Genomic DNA, 18,611 nt, shown 5'->3' with positions numbered 1-18,611 from the left:
CTATGACTATCTATTTCGGTACCTACACAAAACGTGAATCAAAAGGAATTTATAAAGCAAATTTTGACTCTGAAACAGGACAACTTAGCAATCTAGAATTGGTCACTGAAGAACCTAACCCTACCTACCTTGCCTTTGATAAGGCCGGACATCTATACTCCGTCGGCACTGAAAATGGTCTAGGAGGTATCGCTGCCTTTAATGCTGACTATACTCTACTCAACCATGTTGTATCAGAGGGCGCACCACTTTGCTATGTCGCTGTAGATGAAGCAAGAGATTTAGTTTATGGCTCCAATTTCCACAAAGGGCAACTACTTGTTTATAAACGTTTGGCGGATGGTTCACTAGAATTAGCTGATGTCGCTCAACACGAAGGATCTGGGCCGCACGAAAACCAAGCTTCCGCCCATGTTCACTTTTCTGATTTGACGCCCGATAAATTTTTAGTAACCTGTGATTTAGGATGTGATCAAGTGGTAACCTATAAGGTATCTGACCAAGGAAAAGTAGAGAAAATCGCAACCTATCAGGCTGCACCAGGAAGTGGTCCACGTCACATTGTCTTCCATCCTGTCGCAAAAATCGCCTATCTCATCTGTGAACTCAATTCAACTATTGAGGTGCTTATCTATGACGGCTGGGGACAATTTGAACACCTACAAACTGTCTCTACTCTCCCAGAAGACCATACTGGTTTCAACGGTACTGCCGCTATTCGCATCACAAAGGATGGTAAATTTATTTATGGATCCAACCGAGGAAACGACTCTATCGCAGTCTACAAAACGCTTGCTGATGCCAGCTTAGAATTAGTTGAAATCGTCCCAACAAATGGAAAAACTCCTCGCGATTTCACGCTTAGTCCTGATGAAAAGCATTTGATTGTTGTCCATCAAGATTCTGACAATGCAACTGTATTCGAAAGAGATGCCGAAAATGGCTGTTTGACTGAGCTCTCACACGATTTCTATGTTCCTGAAGCAGTTTGCGTTACATTTTTATAAGTCGTTTCAGTTGTGAAATCCGTACAGTTTTGGTTTAATAGTCTCATAGGAGGTGATTTCAACATGAATCCAGTAGATCTTTTTAACCAAGTAAAAGAATTGATTGCAAACAAAGACTTTGATGGTGCAAAACAATTTATCGAAGAAAACAAGGACCAATTCGGTGAATACTTGGAACAAGCAAAAGGCTTGTTATCAGGTTCTGAAGGTGTTAACGGTCTTTTAGATAAAGTTAAAGGCTTGTTCTAATACATGTAAAAACTAGGCTGAGGAGGTTCAGTCTAGTTTTTTTGTTTGTTCAAAAATATTTGTTATCTCTTGCAATGAAGGAATTACCAAATCACTCTTCAATTTTTCATTTTCACTGGTATACTTTCCAAAACCTGTCAGTATCCATACAGTCCACATTCCCAAAGATTTAGCAGGCAGAATATCATTATCATACCTATCCCCGACATAGACAACTCTATCTGCAGGGATGTTTGCTTTTTGCAAGGCAAGTGTGAAAATAGTTGTATCTGGTTTAGATAGCCCAACCTCTTCAGAGAGGATGAGGAGTTGAAAATAAGACTCAATTCCCCACTCTTTAAGCAGTTCTCTAATACTACTAGACTGATTGGCAATAATCCCCAATCGATAGTTTTGTGATAACTTCTCTAGAGCATCTATTGTTTCAGGATACAGGCTCACACCCTCATTTGTCCACAAAGGACGTGGCTCGGTCGGTGCAAAATATTGCCAGGTCGCACGAATAGGGTCCAGCGACTTATGAGCATACTCCACCATTTTCTTTTTATAAGAATCTGATGAAACCTCTATATCCAGAGACTCTAACTTCTTCACACACTTGTCTATATAATAACCATAAGCAGCCTCTTCATCTAAAAGCGTTGAACCCAAATCAAAAAATATCCACTCTATCATCCCACTCTCCATCTCTTTTCAAAATGAGAATACTTAAGTTGATCTGCCTTTTTAGAATATCATTTTATCAATATCAAGACAAAGAAAACTCCCTAGAGAGTTTTGCTGTCCCTCACTTTGTTAGTCCGAAAATAAATTAGCACACTGTACGACGAAAAAACAAGTCTGGAGCTTTCCAGACTTGTTCTTATTATAACCCTTGCTATTCTAGCTCAGGGATAAATTAGTACAGTGTACATAGAAAAACAAGTCCGAAAATCTTCGGACTTGTTCTTACTATAACCCTCACTATACTAGCTCGGGGATAAAACAGTCTCCCAGACATTGAAAAACAAGTCTGGAACTTTCCAGACTTGTTCTTATTATAACCCTCGCTATTCTAGCTCGGGGATAAATTAGTACACTGTACTAATTTATTTTTTCAAGTTGTAGAATGAGTTCAAGCCTTTGTAGACTGCAACTTCACCAAGTTGATCTTCGATACGAAGCAATTGGTTGTATTTAGCGATACGGTCTGTACGTGACAATGAACCAGTCTTGATTTGGCCAGCGTTAGTTGCAACTGCGATGTCAGCGATTGTTGAATCTTCAGTTTCACCTGAACGGTGTGATACAACGGCAGTGTAGCCAGCTTCTTTAGCCATTTCGATAGCTTCAAATGTTTCAGTAAGAGTACCGATTTGGTTAACTTTGATAAGGATTGAGTTAGCAGCACCTTCTTTGATACCACGTGCAAGGTAGTCAGTGTTTGTTACGAAGAAGTCGTCACCAACCAATTGAACGCGTTTGCCAAGACGCTCAGTAAGAGCTTTCCAGCCATCCCAGTCGTTTTCATCCATACCATCTTCGATAGTGATGATTGGGTATTTGTTAACCAATTCTTCAAGGTAGTCGATTTGTTCTGCAGATGTACGAACAGCAGCGCCTTCACCTTCGAATTTAGTGTAGTCGTAAACTTTACGCTCTTTGTCGTAGAATTCAGATGACGCACAGTCGAAACCGATCATAATGCCGTTTTCGCCAGCTTCGTAACCAGCAGCTTCGATAGCTTCGATGATTGTTTCAACACCGTCTTCAGTTCCTTCGAACTTAGGAGCGAAACCACCTTCGTCACCAACAGCTGTTACCAAACCACGAGCTTTCAAGATTTTCTTCAAAGCGTGGAATACTTCAGCACCCCAACGAAGACCTTCTTTGAATGAAGGAGCGCCAACTGGCAAGATCATGAATTCTTGGAAAGCGATTGGAGCATCTGAGTGAGAACCACCGTTGATGATGTTCATCATTGGAGTTGGCAATACTTTAGTGTTGAATCCACCAAGGTAAGTGTAAAGTGGCACTTCAAGGTAGTCAGCAGCAGCACGCGCAACAGCGATAGAAACACCGAGGATTGCGTTTGCACCCAATTTACCTTTGTTAGGAGTACCGTCAAGAGCGATCATAGCGCGGTCGATAGCTTGTTGATCACGAACGTCAAAACCGATGATAGCGTCAGCAATCACGTTGTTCACGTTGTCAACAGCTTTTTGAGTACCAAGACCAAGGTAACGAGATTTGTCACCGTCGCGAAGCTCAACTGCTTCGTGCTCACCAGTAGAAGCTCCTGAAGGAACCATACCACGTCCGAAAGCACCTGATTCAGTATAAACTTCAACTTCAAGTGTAGGGTTACCGCGTGAGTCAAGGACTTCGCGAGCGTAAACATCAGTAATAATTGACATTATATTACTCTCCTTTGAGTTTAAAATTGTTACATAGCTATCATACCCTAAAAGAAGGGATTTTTCAAGAAAAAACAGGTTATTTTACTGAAAGAAATAATGTAAACGCCTTCCTTTTCAAAGTTAACTGAGTATGTTATACTGAAACCATGAATGATTTAAATACTACCATACTACAGAAAGCCTCTGGCGAAACACGATTGAATCCAGATGAACAACGTCTATACATGGGAACCTATCGCGAACGGGTTGTCCTGCTCGTTTCCTTTGACGATTTGAGTAGTGAAGTCGTCGGAAATAAGTTCGATACAATTTGCCAAAAACTAGCAAGTAGCTACTCTCCTCTATTCCTCAAACTCTCGCCAGCCCTGTCTGACAAGCAACAAATTTCACTACTAAAAATTGCTCAGAACTTCGGCATTACTACCGCTATCATCGATGAAAAAATAGGACAGTCTCCCTACGCACTTGTCTTTCACACAAATCACGCTGTGGATAATGAAGAAGTTAGCTTAGAATCTATATTTCCAAATCTTATCTCAAAACCAGAAGAAAAAAAGGAAGATGCAAAACCTTCCTTCTGGAAAAAATTATTTGGTTAGACTTATTTATCAATAAAGCAGTATAAATATTAAAGCAAAAATAATACAGGTTAGACAAAGGATTCCCAGCAATCTGCCTCTTTCATTTTTTTCATTGAAAAAGAACATTGCTCCATTTGCCTTTATTACATTCGTTTCCATTCCTCTTTCTTTTTTGGAAAGTCTCATAACAGATACTAGCTTTGCAAGACAAATAACAATAAATAAGATAATAGCCACATATTTCACTAATTCCATCTTTGTTGACCTCCTAACTGAAGAATTCTTGCCACCTGTTCTGCCGTGCGGACCAGGTTTTTTTCTGCTTTTTGAAGCGTGTCCTCCAAACTTTCAACGCTTGCAATGATCGGAAAAGCGGCGCAGATATTTTCAAAAGGAAACTCGGGAAGATCGTCTTTGAGGCTACCACAAATTGCAATGATGGGAATCCCAGTCGGCGTACGTCTAGCTACTCCTATCGGAGTCTTCCCTGATAAGCTTTGGGCATCCATCCGCCCTTCTCCGACTACAACCAGATCCGCTTTGGCAACGCGATGATCAAAATCCAACTGGTCCAAGACAAAGTCGATGCCTTTTTGAATGCGAGCACCAGCAAATTGGACTAAACCTGCTGCCATACCTCCTCCAGCACCCGCTCCTGCTAAATCGAGTAGCATTGGATTAACTAATTTATAAAAGGACTCCATTTTCTTGTCTACTAGTTCAAATTCAGCAGAGGCAAGACCTTTCTGACCTGCAAAAACAAATGTGGCTCCCGCTGGTCCACAAAGCGGATTCTCCACATCCGTTACCAAATCAATCCTGACCTGAGATAAATCTACCAACATATCCTCTGTGGAAAAGCTGACAATCTCCCCGATATGAGCTCCAATTGCCTCTACTTCGTTTCCCTCTCGATTATAAAATTTCACTCCTAAACCTGCCGCCATTCCGATACCACCATCATGGCTGGCAGAGCCACCTACTCCTATAAATATGCGTTTAACACCATTTTGAGCGAGCTCTACAATCAGCTCCCCAACCCCTTGTGTCTTAATAAAGAGAGGACTCCTTTTTCCATGCGGGATACTTGCAAGCCCTACAATCTCAGCCATTTCAAAAACCGCAAGATCATCTTTAACCGCATAGGAAACCTTAATTTTATCTCCAAATGGACCTGTCACCCAAGTCTGGGTTACATCCAAGGATAAGGCCTGCATTAGACTCTCAACTGTCCCTTCGCCACCATCTCCTAGGGGAATTAAGTCATACCCTGCTTGTGGATAAACCTTAGAAAATCCTTTTTTAATCGCTTCAGCAACCTTTATAGCTGAAAGAGACTCTTTAAATGAATCTGGAGCAATGAGAATATGCATGATACTAACCTCCTTTATATTGTTAGTATATCACGCTACTATTCAGCTTTCAATAAATCTTTTCTGTTTTTCATCGTCTGTGTTATACTGAAAGAAAGGAGATAAGTATGTATCAAACTATATTATTTGACTTAGATGGAACTCTTACTGATTCTGGACAAGGAATCTTAAACTCCGTCGCCTACGCACTAGAAAAAATGGGAATTGAAGAACCAGATACAGCCAATTTAAACCGATTCATCGGCCCGCCACTCTATGAATCTTTTTCACGATTCTACCAACTCAGCCCTGAAGATACACAAAGTGCAGTTGACGCTTTCCGTGTCTATTTTAAAGAAAAAGGAATGTTTGAAAATCAACTCTATCCTGGAATCATCCCTCTGCTTGAAGAATTGAGAACAGCTGGAAAAACACTAGTAATTGCTACCTCAAAGCCAGAAATATTTGCCAAACAGATCCTAGAACATTTTGGTATTGCTCACTACTTTGATGTCATTGCCGGTGCTAGTCTGGATAGTAGTCGCATCAGTAAGGCGGACGTCATCGGCTATGCTATAAATCAATTAGAAGCATTTCCAAACCATGCTGTGATGATTGGAGATAGGGAACATGATATTGAAGGAGCACGCAAACACCAACTTCCCGCTATCGGTGTTCTTTACGGCTATGGGAACAAACAGGAATTTGAAAAGGCTGGGGCCACCATGATAGTCGAAACCGTCCAAGATTTGAAAAGGATTTTACTGACAACAGAATAAAGAGGCTGGGCAAAAAGACCAACCTCGCTTCTCAGGGTTCGTGTCAACATCTCAGCGCAGTGGTTGATTGGCAGATTTGTTCGTGTTTTACACTCCAAATCTGACCTAATCAACTGTGCGGGGGCGGGAAGACGAACTCTTTTTTTGACTAGTCGAGTTCTTTCCCGCTCCCATTATTTACTATCTAAAATCTCTATTAGTTTATAGAGATTTTTTTCATTTATTTGGTAGGGCGCCTGTTCTTGGACAATCGGTTTAGCACAGAAAGCTACTCCAATTCCTGCTCGTTGAATCATTGGTAGATCATTTGCTCCATCCCCCATGGCAATCGTTTGAGATAGACTCAGCCCATTTTCTGTCGCCCATTCTTCTAAACATGCTTTTTTAGTATCTTTCGTTACAATTTCACCCAATACTTGTCCCGTCAATACTCCATCTACTGCTTCTAATCGATTAGCCCGAACATAGTCTAACTCTAACTGTGCAGCTAGTCGATCGACTGTTTCATGAAATCCGCCTGAAACTACTGCTACCTTATAGCCTCGCATTTTTAATTCTGAGACTAATTCTGCTGCTCCAGGCGTAAAGTGGATTTTTTTGATAATTCGATCAAACACAGAAACAGGCAGTCCCTTTAACAACGCCACACGTTCACGTAAGGCTTCTTCAAAATCCAATTCCCCACGCATAGCACGTTCGGTAATTGCTGCAACTTGCGCTCCTAAACCGGCCTCTTCTCCAAGTAGATCTATTCCTTCTTCCAAAATTAATGTTGAATCAACATCCATAACTAATAATCCAGTTGTCATTTCCGATATTCCTTTCAAAGTATAAAAATAAAAAGCCAAATGGCTTTTTATCTAGTAGCGAATAGCTTCACGTGTTTTTTCGTATGAACGTACAAAACGCTCTGTTACACCAGGTTCAACTGTTTCCAAAGCAAATGAAATTTCTTCAAATGCTGCTTGGTAATCAAAATCCTTTTCAAAAATTGATAATGAACGGTTAAATGCTTTTTGCACACTTTCATCGAATGAACGATAACGGTTAGAATATTGTAGCAACTGCTCTGTTAAAGTCGCATTTTGCACAATCAAATACGCTAACTCTTCCAATTGATTCATATCATACGTTGCATTTTCCAACAAACGGTTAACAACTTCGATATTGATTCGTTTATAGTCTAACTCGGCAATCAAGGCTTCCACATGATCGCTCGTTCTAAAGAAGTTTGTTAAAAATTCAGCTGGAATTCCTGGAAGGTTGCGTTTTTCCATATAACGCTTAAGGGTATGCAATTTGTTGATATAAAGTGTAGCTTTCTTACGCGCTGTGCTCTCTGACAATTCTTGTGATTTAAGATAGTCAGCTAAAACAAGCTGCTCCTCTTCGATTTCTTTCAAGCTTGCCAACGAATGGTCCAAACGCTCTTCCAAAATAGAATATGCAACTTGTGGATTTTCAATGTCTTCCACACTTTCTGTAACAACAATTTCAATCGATTCCAAACGAGCTTTAAGCTGATTGATCCGTGAAAGTTTGCTATCTGCCAGCAAGTAAGTCGCATTTAGGCGTTGGCTTTCCTCATCCAAGAGCTGTGTATTTTGGACAACATGCTCCAAGAATTTTGGCAAGTTTTTACTAATCTTAACAGCTTCCTTATTCGCTTCGATTTCACGATTGAAGACTTTATACAAATGATCAATTTTTGCTTGAATTCCCTCATTTTCAGCTTCTGCAGCATCCAAATCAAAGGAAACAATCAAAGCAGTATTTTCACGAATTGAAACACGAATATTTTGGAACTGTGACTCGATGTTAGCTTCTGTGAACAAATAATTCTGCTCAACCAGTTTCCGATAACCCGACTCCAAATCTTCCAATTGCTCTGGGAAATCTTTTGTAACTCGTTCAATCAAACTTGGAATGCGATCCATGATTTGATTGAGAGCAATCATATGCTCTTCAGTCTTATCAAGAATTTCAGAAGCTTCAATCGGGTCACCTGAGGAATTGAGCATCACAAATTCAGAAAACTCAACTTCAATATTTTTCAATTGTTTCTCAAGTTCTGGTAGTGTCTCACCGTAGCTATCTGGATTTTCACGAACAGCTTCCTGTAAACTATCGAACAAGTTTAACGCATGTTTTACGCGACCAGAGTTTTTCTCTTCTTGCTCCTTCAACTCCATCAAACCATGACGGATAGAGGCGATGTCTTCTTCAATTAAATCAATTTGGCTTTCGATACTGTCGATAGCATTCTTTGCACTCACAAAGCGAAAGGCATTGTTATAACCTTCTGCCTCAAAGATATGATTTTCAATGTCGGCAAATGAATTGAGCGACAAATCAACCCATTTTTGATTCCATTCACGGAATGACACCTGACTTTGACCAATCAAATGAAGTGCTTTGACAGCTTCGACTTCTTCATTAACTGGAAGGTTAAATAGCTCTTCCTTACGTTCTTCCAATGCAACCAAAAGGTTGTCATTTCGTTTACGAACAATCAGGCAAGCTACATAGGCAATGATTAAAATAATAACAATCGAAACGATTAAGATGATTGTTCCTGTAGGCATGTAAATCTCCTTAGCTCATAGTAATTACTAGAAAATATCGCTTAATTATACCATAAATCTCTAGTATATGCACTTGTTTTTTTAGTTTTTAGACATCCAATGTTGAATAAACAGCATTTTCCTCGATAAACTCTCGACGAGGTTCAACCTTATCCCCCATTAGCATGTCAAAAATCTTATCGGCTTCTGCCGCATCATCAACTGAAACGCGTGCCATGAGACGATTTTCAGGATTCATCGTAGTTTCCCACAACTGATGATCATCCATTTCTCCCAAACCTTTGTAACGTTGAATCGTTGGCTTGGACCGTCCCGTACTATGTCTTTCTAAGGCATCTTGCAATTCTTGCTCTTGATTAACCCCAGGTTGAATATATTCTTTTATCTCACTTCCAACCTTGATACCGTAAATAGGTGGTTGAGCGATATATACGTATCCCGCTTCTACAACAGGACGCATGTAGCGGTAAAATAATGTCAGAAGGAGTGTCCGAATATGGGCACCATCGACATCGGCATCTGTCATAATGACTAATTTTTGATAACGTGCCTTGCTAACGTCGAAATCCGCACCAAAGCCAGTTCCCATAGCTGTAAATAGACTACGGATTTCTTCGTTGGCCAAAATCTTGTCCATGCTGGCTTTTTCTACGTTCAAAATCTTACCACGAATCGGTAAAATAGCCTGAAATTCACGGTCGCGACCGGATTTAGCTGAACCACCGGCTGAGTCCCCCTCAACGATGAAAAGCTCTGTCTTCGTTGCATCATTTGAGGAACAGTCCGCTAACTTACCTGGGAGGTTTGAGATTTCAAGACCCGATTTCTTACGAGTTACCTCACGCGCACGCTTAGCAGCAATACGAGCCTTGCTTGCCAAGATCCCTTTTTCAACAATCCGTCTAGCAATCTGTGGATTTTCCAAAAGAAATTCTGCAAAGGCATCAGAGAAAAGGCGGTTGGTAATTTTGACCACTTCACTATTGCCAAGTTTTGTCTTAGTTTGTCCCTCAAATTGAGGCCCTGGGTGCTTAACAGAAATGACCGCTGTCAAACCTTCACGCACATCTTCACCAGTCAAATTATCCTCATTTTCTTTGAGAATTTTATTTTTCTTGGCGTAGTCGTTGATAACACGTGTCAGAGCTGTACGGAATCCTTGCTCATGAGTCCCACCTTCATGCGTGTGAATATTGTTGGCAAAACTAACTACGTTTTCATGATAACTCGTCGTATATTGCATGGCAACCTCAACGGTAATATCATCCATTTCACCTTCTGTATAGATAGGGGTCTCAAAAATGACATCCTTGTTCTCATTAAGATACTCAACGTAGGAAGCAATACCACCTTCGTAGTGATATTCCTTTGTTTGCTCTACTCCCTCACGTTTGTCCGTAATAGAGAGATTTAAACCACGATTTAGGAAGGCCAATTCTTGAATCCGCTTATTTAATTTTGCAAAGTCGAACTCAGTCGTCTCAGTAAAAATTTCTGGGTCAGGTGTAAAATGTACAGTTGTACCAGAACGGTCTGTTTCTCCAACAACCTCCAAATCTGCAACGACTTCACCTCGTTTATACTCTTGGAAATAGACCTGACCATTTTTGTAGACATGGACGTCTAGCTGAGTAGATAGGGCGTTTACGACTGATGAACCTACGCCGTGCAATCCACCTGAGACCTTATAACCGCCTCCGCCAAATTTACCACCTGCATGGAGCACTGTAAAGACAGTTTCTACCGCTGGACGACCAGTTTTTTCCTGAATATCTACCGGAATACCACGTCCATTATCAATAACCGTGATGGAGTTATCTGGCTCAATATAAACTTCAATTTTATCCGCAAAACCAGCCAGCGCCTCATCGATTGAGTTGTCGACAATTTCCCAAACCAAGTGATGGAGACCTTCTTTAGATGTTGAGCCGATATACATCCCTGGACGCATTCGAACAGCTTCAAGACCTTCCAAGACTTGAATCTGACTGGCATCATATTCTTGAGCCTTCTCTTGTAAATCTTTGATTTCTTCTGTCATTTCTTTTCCTTATTTTCTATTTGTTGCTCCTTAAAAATAGAAAAGCCAATCCATCTGGATAAAAGCGAGACATATTTTTAGAGCAAAAATCATTCTAACGAATACCCTTTATTATACCATATTTTCTAATATTTTGATAGAAAAAAGAAGAGGAAACATTAGCTCCATCTTCTTCATTACTTTAACTATGATAAACCATTGTTTGAGCTAGGCTTTCCCCATCTCCACCAAATAAATCAACCAATTTATAGGCGAAATCCAAACTTGTTCCAGCGCCTCGGCTAGTGATAATTGGACCATCAACGACCACATCCTCTTCCAGATGGATACCTGACGGAATGTCTTTTTCTTTCCCTGGGAAACATGTATAGTGACGACTATCTAACAAACCAGCCTTATCCAGAACAATTGGTGCCGCACAAATTGCTGCTACTGATTTTCCTGATGCAACCGCTCTTTGCAATTCCGTAATCAGTGACTCTGAATCTCTAAGGTGGACAGAACCTGGCATTCCTCCTGGTAACACAATCAGATCAAAGGAAGACAGGTCTCCATCAAAGACTTGGTCAGTTTGAACACGAATACCGTGCGATCCCTCCACTTCATGACTATCTAAACCAACAATCTGACAGTCAAAATGAGCTCGACGAAATACATCTACAGGGGCCAATGCTTCGATTTCTTCAAAACCATCGGCTAAAACAACCGCAACTCTTGTCATATAAACCAACTTTCTAACGTTTTATCGTAATTTTTCTATAGCGACGTGATCGATTTATTTCCTTCTCATCAGCTAGTCGTGACTGATACCCCATTGACAGCACTAGACCGACACCAATCAGATTTGAAACCATGGACGAACCACCTTGGGAGATAAACGGCAAAGGAATACCTGTCAAAGGTAACAAACCAGTTGCAGCGCCAACATTTTCAAACACATGGAACAAGAGCATCATGATATAGCCAGTTGATATGTAAGTGTAGTATCGATTGTTTGACTTCAACGTTACCCGCAGCATTCGATAAATGAGCAACAAGTATAGTCCAATCAATACCGTCCCTCCAATAAAGCCAAAGTCCTCGCCAATCACCGTAAAAATCATATCACTTTCTCGAACAGGGATAAGAAGATTTGTTTTATTGAAACCTAGTCCTTTTAAGCCACCACTTCCGATAGCTATCAAACTTTGAGCTTGCTGGTAGGTCGTTGATTGGGCATTTTTAAAGGGATCAAGCCAGGCTGCAATACGATTGATTTTATAAGTATCCATCCCCAAATTGTGGAGGAATGTTGTTCCACCAGGAGAAATAAAAATCAGCATAAATCCACCAACCAAAACGATCCCCGTTAAGGCAGTCGGTAATAGAATTTTCCAAGAAACTCCTGATAATAGAAGCATTCCGCTAAAGATTGCTACAAATACTAAGGAAGTTCCTAAATCTTTCTGTAAGGCCAACAAAATCAGGACAGGGATAGTAAACAGTGTCATATAACCAATCAACATAAAATCCTCACGAATTTTTCGATTTGGATAATATTTATGAAAGGTGACAATCACCCTTGACAACATAATGATGTAGGCTATTTTCATAAATTCGGATGGTTGGAAAAGAGTCATTCCACCAATCGTTACCCAGTTTTTTGCTCCCGTTGACGCTACTAAGTCTGGACTGTAGAAAAACAAAGGCAATACCATAAGTCCAAGCCCAAGCACGTACAAGTAAGGTGTGATTTGCCACAGAAACTTAGTGGAAAAGAACATGACCAAAAAAGCTGCCACTGTTCCAATTCCTATCCAAGCAATTTGTTGACCAACCATCTGTACAACATTATCCGGATAATCTTGACTAACCGCAATGTAGAGAGAAATAATCCCCACAACTAATAAAAAAAAGACCGGTAAAATAAGTGAGTAGTCTACTCGACTATCAATTGTGCCCCTATTTTTCATCAATTTCCTCATACTTTCACTTCAAATTCTTACTCGTTCCATTATAGCAAAAATCATCTCTCATTGAAACTAAAAATCTAGTTACATCTGAGGGGATACGATTTATACTCAACGAAAATCAAAAGTAGCCTAGGAAACGAAGGCGAAGATAGAACTCTGTTACTTTCTTATTTCAAGGTAACAGGCTGAAAACCTCCACTGGAGCTTTTCACTCATCAAGGCAAGTTGACAACGGATAATTTTGATTTTCGAAGAGTATTACTAGTGCACAAATCATAAAATACGTATATCTTCATACCTTCGAACAGGCTGAAATATAATGCTTTACCTTCACACACCCCTTAAGTTTGCTCAATTCACGAGTATGTAAACCAATGGCAATCATTTTGGCAATCACGCACCAAAAAAGCCCTCTCCAATTTCTAGAGGCAAAGAAAAAATGGCTGAAAAATTTGCCCAATTTTTGGGAATGTAACGCCCAGCCGTTACCATTTCCGTTACTTTTTCAAAAAGAAAACCATTCCCATAGCTCGGGAATGGCTTAAAATCAACGTTTCTAACGCTTCTATAACGCTGATTATTTGAGACCGTATTTTTTGTTGAAGCGATCCACACGTCCATCTGCTTGAGTGAACTTTTGACGTCCAGTATAGAATGGGTGTGAGTCTGATGAAATTTCCACACGGATCAATGGGTAAGTTTCACCTTCGAATTCAACTGTTTCGTTTGATTTCTTAGTTGAACCGCTAAGGAACTTGTAGCCAGTAGTTGTGTCCATGAAGACAACAGTGCGATATTCTGGATGGATATCTTTTTTCATTTTAAAATTCCTTTCTGCCATGGACTCTTTCCGAGCCATAGATTATAACCATTTAAGTTTACCAAAAGTTTGTTCTTATGGCAAGTCTTTTTACCTATTTTTTTAATATTTTTTCAAGTTATAGTACGGAAGCACCTGAAGCAAGGTCAGAAGTTACTCTGGCGCCAAATCCCCCTCTTGAAGGACTGCCCAAGCTGTCAGAAATCCTTTCTTTACCAGCAAGAACTTTCTCAGAAAGCCCTGAGGTCACTAGAATCCTGCCATCCAGCCCAATCAGAACCGCCTCGATACCATCAGTTTCTTCTACCATCTTATAAATCCGAGTTATTTCCTGACCAAACAGTCGAGTCGTCCAAATCTCACCATCAACAGATTGTTTGGACACAATGGTCAAACTAGCCAGTTGCGACTCGATTGGATATCCGGTCTCGGAACTCAAAATATGATGATAGGTCTTTCCATTCACGGTAAGGGTTCTTTCGTAAATACCAGAGGTGACTACCGATTCTTCTCCTATTTTGAGGACGAGGGCATTTTCACCACGTGGTTTCTGAGGATCCTGTATACCAATTCGCCAATAGCCATCGGCATTGTGAGGAGCTTGACCAAAGGTCAGGACGTTGCCACCCAGGTTAATCAGTCCAGCCTCCACACCTATTCTTTTAAGGAAGTCGACAATCTTATCTGCCACATATCCTTTAGCAAGAGCACCCAAGTCGATCGCCATGCCTTCTTTTTTCAAATAGACTGTCTGCTCCTCATCATCTAATTCAATGTCCCTTGGATTGATGAGTTGGAGTTTTTCACTGATCATTTCTTGGGTTGGAAGTTTGGCATCACTAAATCCAATCCGCCAGCTTTGCACAAGGGGACCAATGGTTATATTCAAAAAAGATCCCTGAGCCAGACTGTGTTCTTTGCCCAACTTAATCAATTCATACAGGTCATCAGCAACAGGCACCGCCTGAACACCTGCATTGAGGTTGACCTCCATCAATTCAGAAGTCAAGTCATTGGCAGAAAACCGATCCTTGTAGAGATAGAGAAGCTCTTCTACCTGATCCAAAATCGGTTCTGCCTGGGGATGCCAGATTTTTGTTTCAATGACAGTGCCCATTAAACGAAGGGAGCGACTACTTGCTTGCATTCCTCACTACCTCTTGGATTTCTTGGTATATTTGCTCATTTTCGGAGAGTGAATAAGAGTTAGCACCACTTGCTAGTGGGTGGCCACCGCCATCGTGGCGTTTGGCAATCTCGTTTATTGGAATATACTTACTACGTAGTCGTACGCGATAGTTTCCGTCAGTTTGTTCCACAAAAATCCCCCAAGATTGAACGATTCCAATCCGTCCTGGTGCACCTACGATAAAGGAAGTGTCCGCATCGGTCACGCCATATTTTTCGAGAATATCCTGTGTCAAAACGACACGTGCCGCACCATGTTCATCCACTTCCAAGTTGTCGTAGACGTAACCTGTCAACTTGGCAATCTTGAAATCAATGGTGTCCATCTGACGAGACATCCTTGCAAAGTCAAAATCTTCTTGGCGGAGACGAGCGACAATCTCAAAGGTGCGCGAGCTGGTTGCTGGATAGAGAAAGCGGCCTGTATCGCCCACAATTCCTGCATAGAGTAGACGAGCAATCTCTCCATCTAGTTCCAGTTGGCTCTGGATGGCCAGTTCCGTAATCATTTCACTGCATGAGCTGGCTTCCGTATTGACCCAGAGCAGGTCGCCATAAGGCTCTTCGTTGGGGTGATGATCGATTTTAATCAAGAAATCTCCTTGAACATAGCGGTCGTCATCCACACGCGCCGTATTGGCAGTGTCTGTCACGATAACCAAGGCTCCTTGATAGTCTTGGTCTGCAACTATGTCCATTCCTGCCATCCAAGCAAGATTTGGTTCCTCAAAACCGGTTACCTTGATGGTTTTTTCAGGAAAATTCTTCTGCAAGAGTTTCTGCAAGCCAACTTGACTACCAATGGCATCCGGATCTGGTCGTTTATGTCGATGAATAATAATTGTGTCGTATTCGTGAATTTTTTCAATAATTTTACTGTAAATTGTCATAGCAACTCCTTTTCATCATTTTAGCATAAACTTCCCCTTTTGAAAATGATGGGAGTGTGGTATAATGGAATTACTATGTAATTTGGAGGAAATTATGGCACTAGCAAAAATAGTTTACGCTAGTATGACTGGTAACACAGAAGAAATCGCTGACATCGTCGCCAGTAAGCTAGAAGAGTTAGGTTTGGAAGTACAGGTTCACGAATGTACGACTATTGAAACCGAAGAAATCTTGGATGCGGACCTCATCGTGGTAGCCAGCTACACCTATTCTTACGGTGGAGACGGTGAGCTTCCAGATGAAATTGTTGATTTCTATGCTGACCTAGCTGACTTAGATTTGACTGGTAAGGTCTACGGTGTTTGTGGTTCTGGCGATACCTTCTATGATGACTTCTGTAGTGCAGTAGATGACTTTGATGTCATGTTGGGTTCACGTGGTGCAACTAAGGGTGCCGAAAATGTTAAGGTAGACCTTGCCGCTGAAGATGAGGATATTGTTAACCTTGAGCAATTCGCGACAGACCTTGTTGCAAAATTAGATACAATGAATTAACTGACAAACAGACTGGCTTATCAATAGGTCTAGTCTGTTTTCTTTTAGCCTTTTATTAAGATTGTACACCTATTGTTTGCAATCTTTATTTTTTTGATATATAATTAACTGGTTAAGTTTTTTTAAAAAAAGGAGAATTTTATGGCTAAAAAATCAAAAATGGCACGCTATCAGAGACAGTTGGAATTAATCGAACGTTATGCGGATTTGCGAAAAAGTCTCAAAGAAAAAGGTGACTATCAAGCACTTCGAAAATTGCCTCGCGACTCAAATCCAAATCGACTGAAATACCGCGACAGGACCGATGGCCGTCCGCATGCTTATATGCGAAAATTCGGTGTGAGTCGGATTACCTTCCGTGAATTAGCCCATCTTGGTCAACTTCCTGGGGTTAAAAAAGCAAGTTGGTAACTTCCTCAAACAAGGCTAGTATTCTGCCTTGTTTTTTGCTATACTAAAAAACAACTGAAACAATATACGGAGGTTTATAAGATGAATTTGGATTGCATCCGCGAACAGATTAACACGATTGATAGCCAATTGGTTGAACTACTTGAAAAACGAATGGAGTTGGTCGACCAAGTCACAGCCTACAAACAAGCAACAGGTAAGCCTGTTTTGGATACCAGCCGAGAAAATGCTGTCCTTGAAAGAGTTGGAAAATTAGTTCAAAAGGATGATTACCGCTCTGCCATTCAAGCAACCTTTAGCGATATTATGACCCAATCAAGAGCCTATCAATCTTCCAAGCTAGCGAATCATGAGGAATAAGATGAAACAAGCCATCCAACTCCTTTTCTTTTCCAGCTTAATTGGAGTCGGTGCAGGAATAATCACCACACTTTTTGGGAAAATTCTACTAGGAGTTGGAGACCTACGGTCTGAATATTTTACTTTTCTAATCCCCTTTCTGCCACTTGCAGGGTTGTTGATTGTTTTCATTTATCAAAAATGGGGGAGGGAAGTCCATGCAGGCATGAGCTTAGTCTTCAAAGCTGGACAAGGTGAGAATGTGCAAATTTCTCCAGTTCTCATTCCGCTCATCATCTCTACAACTTGGCTCAGTCATCTTTTTGGTGCTTCCGTTGGTCGTGAGGGGGTAGCTGTCCAACTTGGTGCCAGTCTCTCGCATTGGTTACAAAAACATGGTTTCACACACTTGCCCAAAGACATGATAACAAAGATTGGTATGGCCGCAGGTTTTGCTGGGTTATTTCAAACACCATTGGCTGCTAGTTTCTTTGCCATTGAGGTATTAGTCGTTGGCCAATATTCTTGGACTAGTCTCCCCTATTGTCTAGTTGCCGCTTTCACGGCTTCTACTACTTCCCACTTACTGGGATTGGAGAAATTTTCGCATGCCATCGCTACTACCTCATTCCATTTTACAGATAGTTTTAAATGGCTTCTGATTGCCATCTGCTTTGGAGTTGTCGGTAATTTATTTGCTTGGTTTCTGGCGCAAGCAAAAAGCATCGCAACTCGATGGCTTCCAAATCCTTACATTAAAATAGCTATCATGGGAGTTGGATTGACCATTCTACTATTTTTCTTCCATCAAGGTCGTTATACTGGTCTAGGAACCAATTTGATTGATGCCAGTTTAGCTGGAGAACAGGTGTTTGCTTACGATTGGCTACTAAAACTCCTACTAACCTGTCTTTGTTTGGCTGCAGGTTTTCAAGGGGGCGAAGTCACTCCACTCTTTGCGATTGGAGCAAGTTCTGGGGTTGTTTTAGCAGGATTACTAGGTCTACCAACTGAACTTGTTGCAGCCCTTGGGTATTGTGCCGTATTTGGAACAGCCACCAATACCTTACTGGCTCCTCTCTTCATTAGTTATGAAGTATTCGGCGCTAATATCCTGCCCTATGCCATTCCTGTCCTTGCCCTTGCTTATCTTATAAACAGAAAACAGACCATTTATGGGGTGCAGGTGCGATGAACTATTGGATTCATAGTTTGCCCCTTTCTTGCCCCTCGCTCACATTTTAGAAAAAACAAAACCCTTGAAAACATTGATATTTCAAGGGTTTTTACAATTTTAAATATCTCCCCTGCAGGAATCGAACCTGCAACTAATTCTTAGGAGGAATTTGTTATATCCATTTAACTAAGGGAAGTCTGCTTCTCTATTGTACCCCAGAAGAGAGCAGATTGCAAGAGCAAGGTTATATAAGTTTTTTTCAAATTTTTACAAAAAGCAGAACCG

At 40.9% G+C, this 18,611-nt stretch carries 20 protein-coding genes and 1 tRNA gene; 8 read left to right on the top strand and 13 right to left on the bottom strand.

Going from position 1 to position 18,611, the window contains the following annotated elements; genetic code table 11:
* Positions 1-2: 2 nt before the first annotated feature.
* Together K5Q22_RS04135 and K5Q22_RS04130 are read left to right on the top strand one after the other, a co-directional pair.
* Complete coding sequence (locus K5Q22_RS04135) at positions 3-1,007, top strand: lactonase family protein (protein WP_205013697.1); 1,005 nt, start codon at positions 3-5, stop codon at positions 1,005-1,007.
* Between the two features lie 63 nt (positions 1,008-1,070).
* The gene (locus tag K5Q22_RS04130; RefSeq protein WP_002935693.1) at positions 1,071-1,256 is read left to right on the top strand and encodes a hypothetical protein; all 186 of its coding nucleotides are present in this window, start codon (positions 1,071-1,073) and stop codon (positions 1,254-1,256) included.
* Positions 1,257-1,283: 27 nt separating this feature from the next.
* On the opposite strand, the gene K5Q22_RS04125 is transcribed toward K5Q22_RS04130, so the two are convergent.
* Positions 1,284-1,931: an HAD family hydrolase gene (locus tag K5Q22_RS04125; protein WP_205013698.1), complete on the bottom strand. Its 648-nt coding sequence runs from the start codon at positions 1,929-1,931 to the stop codon at positions 1,284-1,286.
* Between the two features lie 413 nt (positions 1,932-2,344).
* The gene (eno, locus tag K5Q22_RS04120; RefSeq protein ID WP_002935704.1) at positions 2,345-3,652 is read right to left on the bottom strand and encodes a surface-displayed alpha-enolase; all 1,308 of its coding nucleotides are present in this window, start codon (positions 3,650-3,652) and stop codon (positions 2,345-2,347) included.
* Positions 3,653-3,801: 149 nt separating this feature from the next.
* Between eno and K5Q22_RS04115 the strand changes: the two genes are divergently transcribed.
* Positions 3,802-4,254 carry a DUF1694 domain-containing protein gene (locus K5Q22_RS04115; protein ID WP_205013699.1) on the top strand — a complete coding sequence of 151 codons (453 nt, stop codon included), beginning with the start codon at positions 3,802-3,804 and terminating at the stop codon, positions 4,252-4,254.
* 9 nt (positions 4,255-4,263) lie between these two features.
* Here K5Q22_RS04115 and K5Q22_RS04110 read toward each other — a convergent pair whose 3' ends face one another.
* Positions 4,264-4,491 (bottom strand): hypothetical protein, encoded by a 228-nt coding sequence (locus K5Q22_RS04110; protein ID WP_024385444.1) that lies wholly within the window; start codon positions 4,489-4,491, stop codon positions 4,264-4,266.
* Positions 4,482-5,609 (bottom strand): glycerate kinase, encoded by a 1,128-nt coding sequence (locus K5Q22_RS04105; protein ID WP_205013700.1) that lies wholly within the window; start codon positions 5,607-5,609, stop codon positions 4,482-4,484. The genes K5Q22_RS04110 and K5Q22_RS04105 overlap by 10 nt, the downstream gene beginning before the upstream one ends.
* 107 nt (positions 5,610-5,716) lie before the next feature.
* On the opposite strand from K5Q22_RS04105, the gene K5Q22_RS04100 reads away from it, so the two are divergent.
* Positions 5,717-6,367 (top strand): HAD family hydrolase, encoded by a 651-nt coding sequence (locus K5Q22_RS04100; protein WP_172013366.1) that lies wholly within the window; start codon positions 5,717-5,719, stop codon positions 6,365-6,367.
* Between the two features lie 173 nt (positions 6,368-6,540).
* Here K5Q22_RS04100 and serB read toward each other — a convergent pair whose 3' ends face one another.
* The 8 genes from serB to K5Q22_RS04055 all read right to left on the bottom strand — a co-directional run bounded on the left by serB (position 6,541) and on the right by K5Q22_RS04055 (position 15,843).
* Positions 6,541-7,176, bottom strand: a complete 636-nt coding sequence (serB, locus tag K5Q22_RS04095) for a phosphoserine phosphatase SerB (protein WP_105136160.1) — start codon at positions 7,174-7,176, stop codon at positions 6,541-6,543.
* A gap of 51 nt (positions 7,177-7,227) precedes the next feature.
* Entirely contained in the window at positions 7,228-8,952 is a 1,725-nt protein-coding gene (gene ezrA / locus K5Q22_RS04090; protein ID WP_024385447.1) for a septation ring formation regulator EzrA, read from the bottom strand.
* Positions 8,953-9,040: 88 nt separating this feature from the next.
* Positions 9,041-10,993: a DNA topoisomerase (ATP-hydrolyzing) subunit B gene (gyrB, locus tag K5Q22_RS04085; protein WP_002939427.1), complete on the bottom strand. Its 1,953-nt coding sequence runs from the start codon at positions 10,991-10,993 to the stop codon at positions 9,041-9,043.
* Positions 10,994-11,174: 181 nt separating this feature from the next.
* Complete coding sequence (locus tag K5Q22_RS04080; RefSeq protein ID WP_015647132.1) at positions 11,175-11,714, bottom strand: DJ-1 family glyoxalase III; 540 nt, start codon at positions 11,712-11,714, stop codon at positions 11,175-11,177.
* Between the two features lie 13 nt (positions 11,715-11,727).
* Positions 11,728-12,957 (bottom strand): FtsW/RodA/SpoVE family cell cycle protein, encoded by a 1,230-nt coding sequence (locus K5Q22_RS04075; protein ID WP_029694034.1) that lies wholly within the window; start codon positions 12,955-12,957, stop codon positions 11,728-11,730.
* Between the two features lie 565 nt (positions 12,958-13,522).
* Positions 13,523-13,765 carry a type B 50S ribosomal protein L31 gene (locus tag K5Q22_RS04065; RefSeq protein WP_012027466.1) on the bottom strand — a complete coding sequence of 81 codons (243 nt, stop codon included), beginning with the start codon at positions 13,763-13,765 and terminating at the stop codon, positions 13,523-13,525.
* Between the two features lie 118 nt (positions 13,766-13,883).
* The gene (locus tag K5Q22_RS04060; protein WP_205013701.1) at positions 13,884-14,912 is read right to left on the bottom strand and encodes an FAD:protein FMN transferase; all 1,029 of its coding nucleotides are present in this window, start codon (positions 14,910-14,912) and stop codon (positions 13,884-13,886) included.
* Complete coding sequence (locus K5Q22_RS04055) at positions 14,899-15,843, bottom strand: bifunctional oligoribonuclease/PAP phosphatase NrnA (protein WP_205013702.1); 945 nt, start codon at positions 15,841-15,843, stop codon at positions 14,899-14,901. Before K5Q22_RS04055 ends, K5Q22_RS04060 begins: the two co-directional genes overlap by 14 nt.
* Positions 15,844-15,937: 94 nt before the next feature.
* On the opposite strand from K5Q22_RS04055, the gene K5Q22_RS04050 reads away from it, so the two are divergent.
* The 4 genes from K5Q22_RS04050 to K5Q22_RS04035 all read left to right on the top strand — a co-directional run bounded on the left by K5Q22_RS04050 (position 15,938) and on the right by K5Q22_RS04035 (position 18,344).
* Entirely contained in the window at positions 15,938-16,399 is a 462-nt protein-coding gene (locus tag K5Q22_RS04050) for a flavodoxin (protein WP_012775265.1), read from the top strand.
* Positions 16,400-16,540: 141 nt separating this feature from the next.
* Positions 16,541-16,810 carry a 30S ribosomal protein S14 gene (gene rpsN, locus K5Q22_RS04045; protein WP_002940393.1) on the top strand — a complete coding sequence of 90 codons (270 nt, stop codon included), beginning with the start codon at positions 16,541-16,543 and terminating at the stop codon, positions 16,808-16,810.
* 81 nt (positions 16,811-16,891) lie between these two features.
* Positions 16,892-17,170: a chorismate mutase gene (locus tag K5Q22_RS04040; RefSeq protein WP_205013703.1), complete on the top strand. Its 279-nt coding sequence runs from the start codon at positions 16,892-16,894 to the stop codon at positions 17,168-17,170.
* Entirely contained in the window at positions 17,160-18,344 is a 1,185-nt protein-coding gene (locus tag K5Q22_RS04035; protein WP_205013704.1) for a chloride channel protein, read from the top strand. Before K5Q22_RS04040 ends, K5Q22_RS04035 begins: the two co-directional genes overlap by 11 nt.
* A 106-nt stretch (positions 18,345-18,450) precedes the next feature.
* On the opposite strand, the gene K5Q22_RS04030 is transcribed toward K5Q22_RS04035, so the two are convergent.
* A tRNA-Arg gene (locus tag K5Q22_RS04030) sits at positions 18,451-18,522 on the bottom strand.
* Between the last annotated feature and the right edge of the window lie 89 nt (positions 18,523-18,611).

Origin of the sequence: Streptococcus sp. 2018162, from assembly GCF_019754175.1 — a bacterium.
Classification (GTDB): Bacteria; Bacillota; Bacilli; order Lactobacillales; family Streptococcaceae; genus Streptococcus; species Streptococcus hashimotonensis.
This window is presented reverse-complemented; position numbering and strand designations above follow the sequence as displayed.

What these genes read in the sequence shown, in the direction of transcription:
- K5Q22_RS04135 (WP_205013697.1), top strand. Translation starts at nt 3, where the DNA reads ATGACTATCTATTTCGGTACCTACACAAAACGTGAATCAAAAGGAATT.
- K5Q22_RS04125 (WP_205013698.1), bottom strand. Translation starts at nt 1,931, where the DNA reads ATGATAGAGTGGATATTTTTTGATTTGGGTTCAACGCTTTTAGATGAA.
- K5Q22_RS04100 (WP_172013366.1), top strand. Translation starts at nt 5,717, where the DNA reads ATGTATCAAACTATATTATTTGACTTAGATGGAACTCTTACTGATTCT.
- K5Q22_RS04055 (WP_205013702.1), bottom strand. Translation starts at nt 15,843, where the DNA reads ATGACAATTTACAGTAAAATTATTGAAAAAATTCACGAATACGACACA.
- rpsN (WP_002940393.1), top strand. Translation starts at nt 16,541, where the DNA reads ATGGCTAAAAAATCAAAAATGGCACGCTATCAGAGACAGTTGGAATTA.
- K5Q22_RS04060 (WP_205013701.1), bottom strand. Translation starts at nt 14,912, where the DNA reads ATGCAAGCAAGTAGTCGCTCCCTTCGTTTAATGGGCACTGTCATTGAA.
- K5Q22_RS04130 (WP_002935693.1), top strand. Translation starts at nt 1,071, where the DNA reads ATGAATCCAGTAGATCTTTTTAACCAAGTAAAAGAATTGATTGCAAAC.
- K5Q22_RS04080 (WP_015647132.1), bottom strand. Translation starts at nt 11,714, where the DNA reads ATGACAAGAGTTGCGGTTGTTTTAGCCGATGGTTTTGAAGAAATCGAA.
- K5Q22_RS04105 (WP_205013700.1), bottom strand. Translation starts at nt 5,609, where the DNA reads ATGCATATTCTCATTGCTCCAGATTCATTTAAAGAGTCTCTTTCAGCT.
- gyrB (WP_002939427.1), bottom strand. Translation starts at nt 10,993, where the DNA reads ATGACAGAAGAAATCAAAGATTTACAAGAGAAGGCTCAAGAATATGAT.
- K5Q22_RS04110 (WP_024385444.1), bottom strand. Translation starts at nt 4,491, where the DNA reads ATGGAATTAGTGAAATATGTGGCTATTATCTTATTTATTGTTATTTGT.
- eno (WP_002935704.1), bottom strand. Translation starts at nt 3,652, where the DNA reads ATGTCAATTATTACTGATGTTTACGCTCGCGAAGTCCTTGACTCACGC.
- K5Q22_RS04035 (WP_205013704.1), top strand. Translation starts at nt 17,160, where the DNA reads ATGAGGAATAAGATGAAACAAGCCATCCAACTCCTTTTCTTTTCCAGC.
- K5Q22_RS04065 (WP_012027466.1), bottom strand. Translation starts at nt 13,765, where the DNA reads ATGAAAAAAGATATCCATCCAGAATATCGCACTGTTGTCTTCATGGAC.
- K5Q22_RS04115 (WP_205013699.1), top strand. Translation starts at nt 3,802, where the DNA reads ATGAATGATTTAAATACTACCATACTACAGAAAGCCTCTGGCGAAACA.
- K5Q22_RS04075 (WP_029694034.1), bottom strand. Translation starts at nt 12,957, where the DNA reads ATGAGGAAATTGATGAAAAATAGGGGCACAATTGATAGTCGAGTAGAC.
- serB (WP_105136160.1), bottom strand. Translation starts at nt 7,176, where the DNA reads ATGACAACTGGATTATTAGTTATGGATGTTGATTCAACATTAATTTTG.
- K5Q22_RS04050 (WP_012775265.1), top strand. Translation starts at nt 15,938, where the DNA reads ATGGCACTAGCAAAAATAGTTTACGCTAGTATGACTGGTAACACAGAA.
- K5Q22_RS04040 (WP_205013703.1), top strand. Translation starts at nt 16,892, where the DNA reads ATGAATTTGGATTGCATCCGCGAACAGATTAACACGATTGATAGCCAA.
- ezrA (WP_024385447.1), bottom strand. Translation starts at nt 8,952, where the DNA reads ATGCCTACAGGAACAATCATCTTAATCGTTTCGATTGTTATTATTTTA.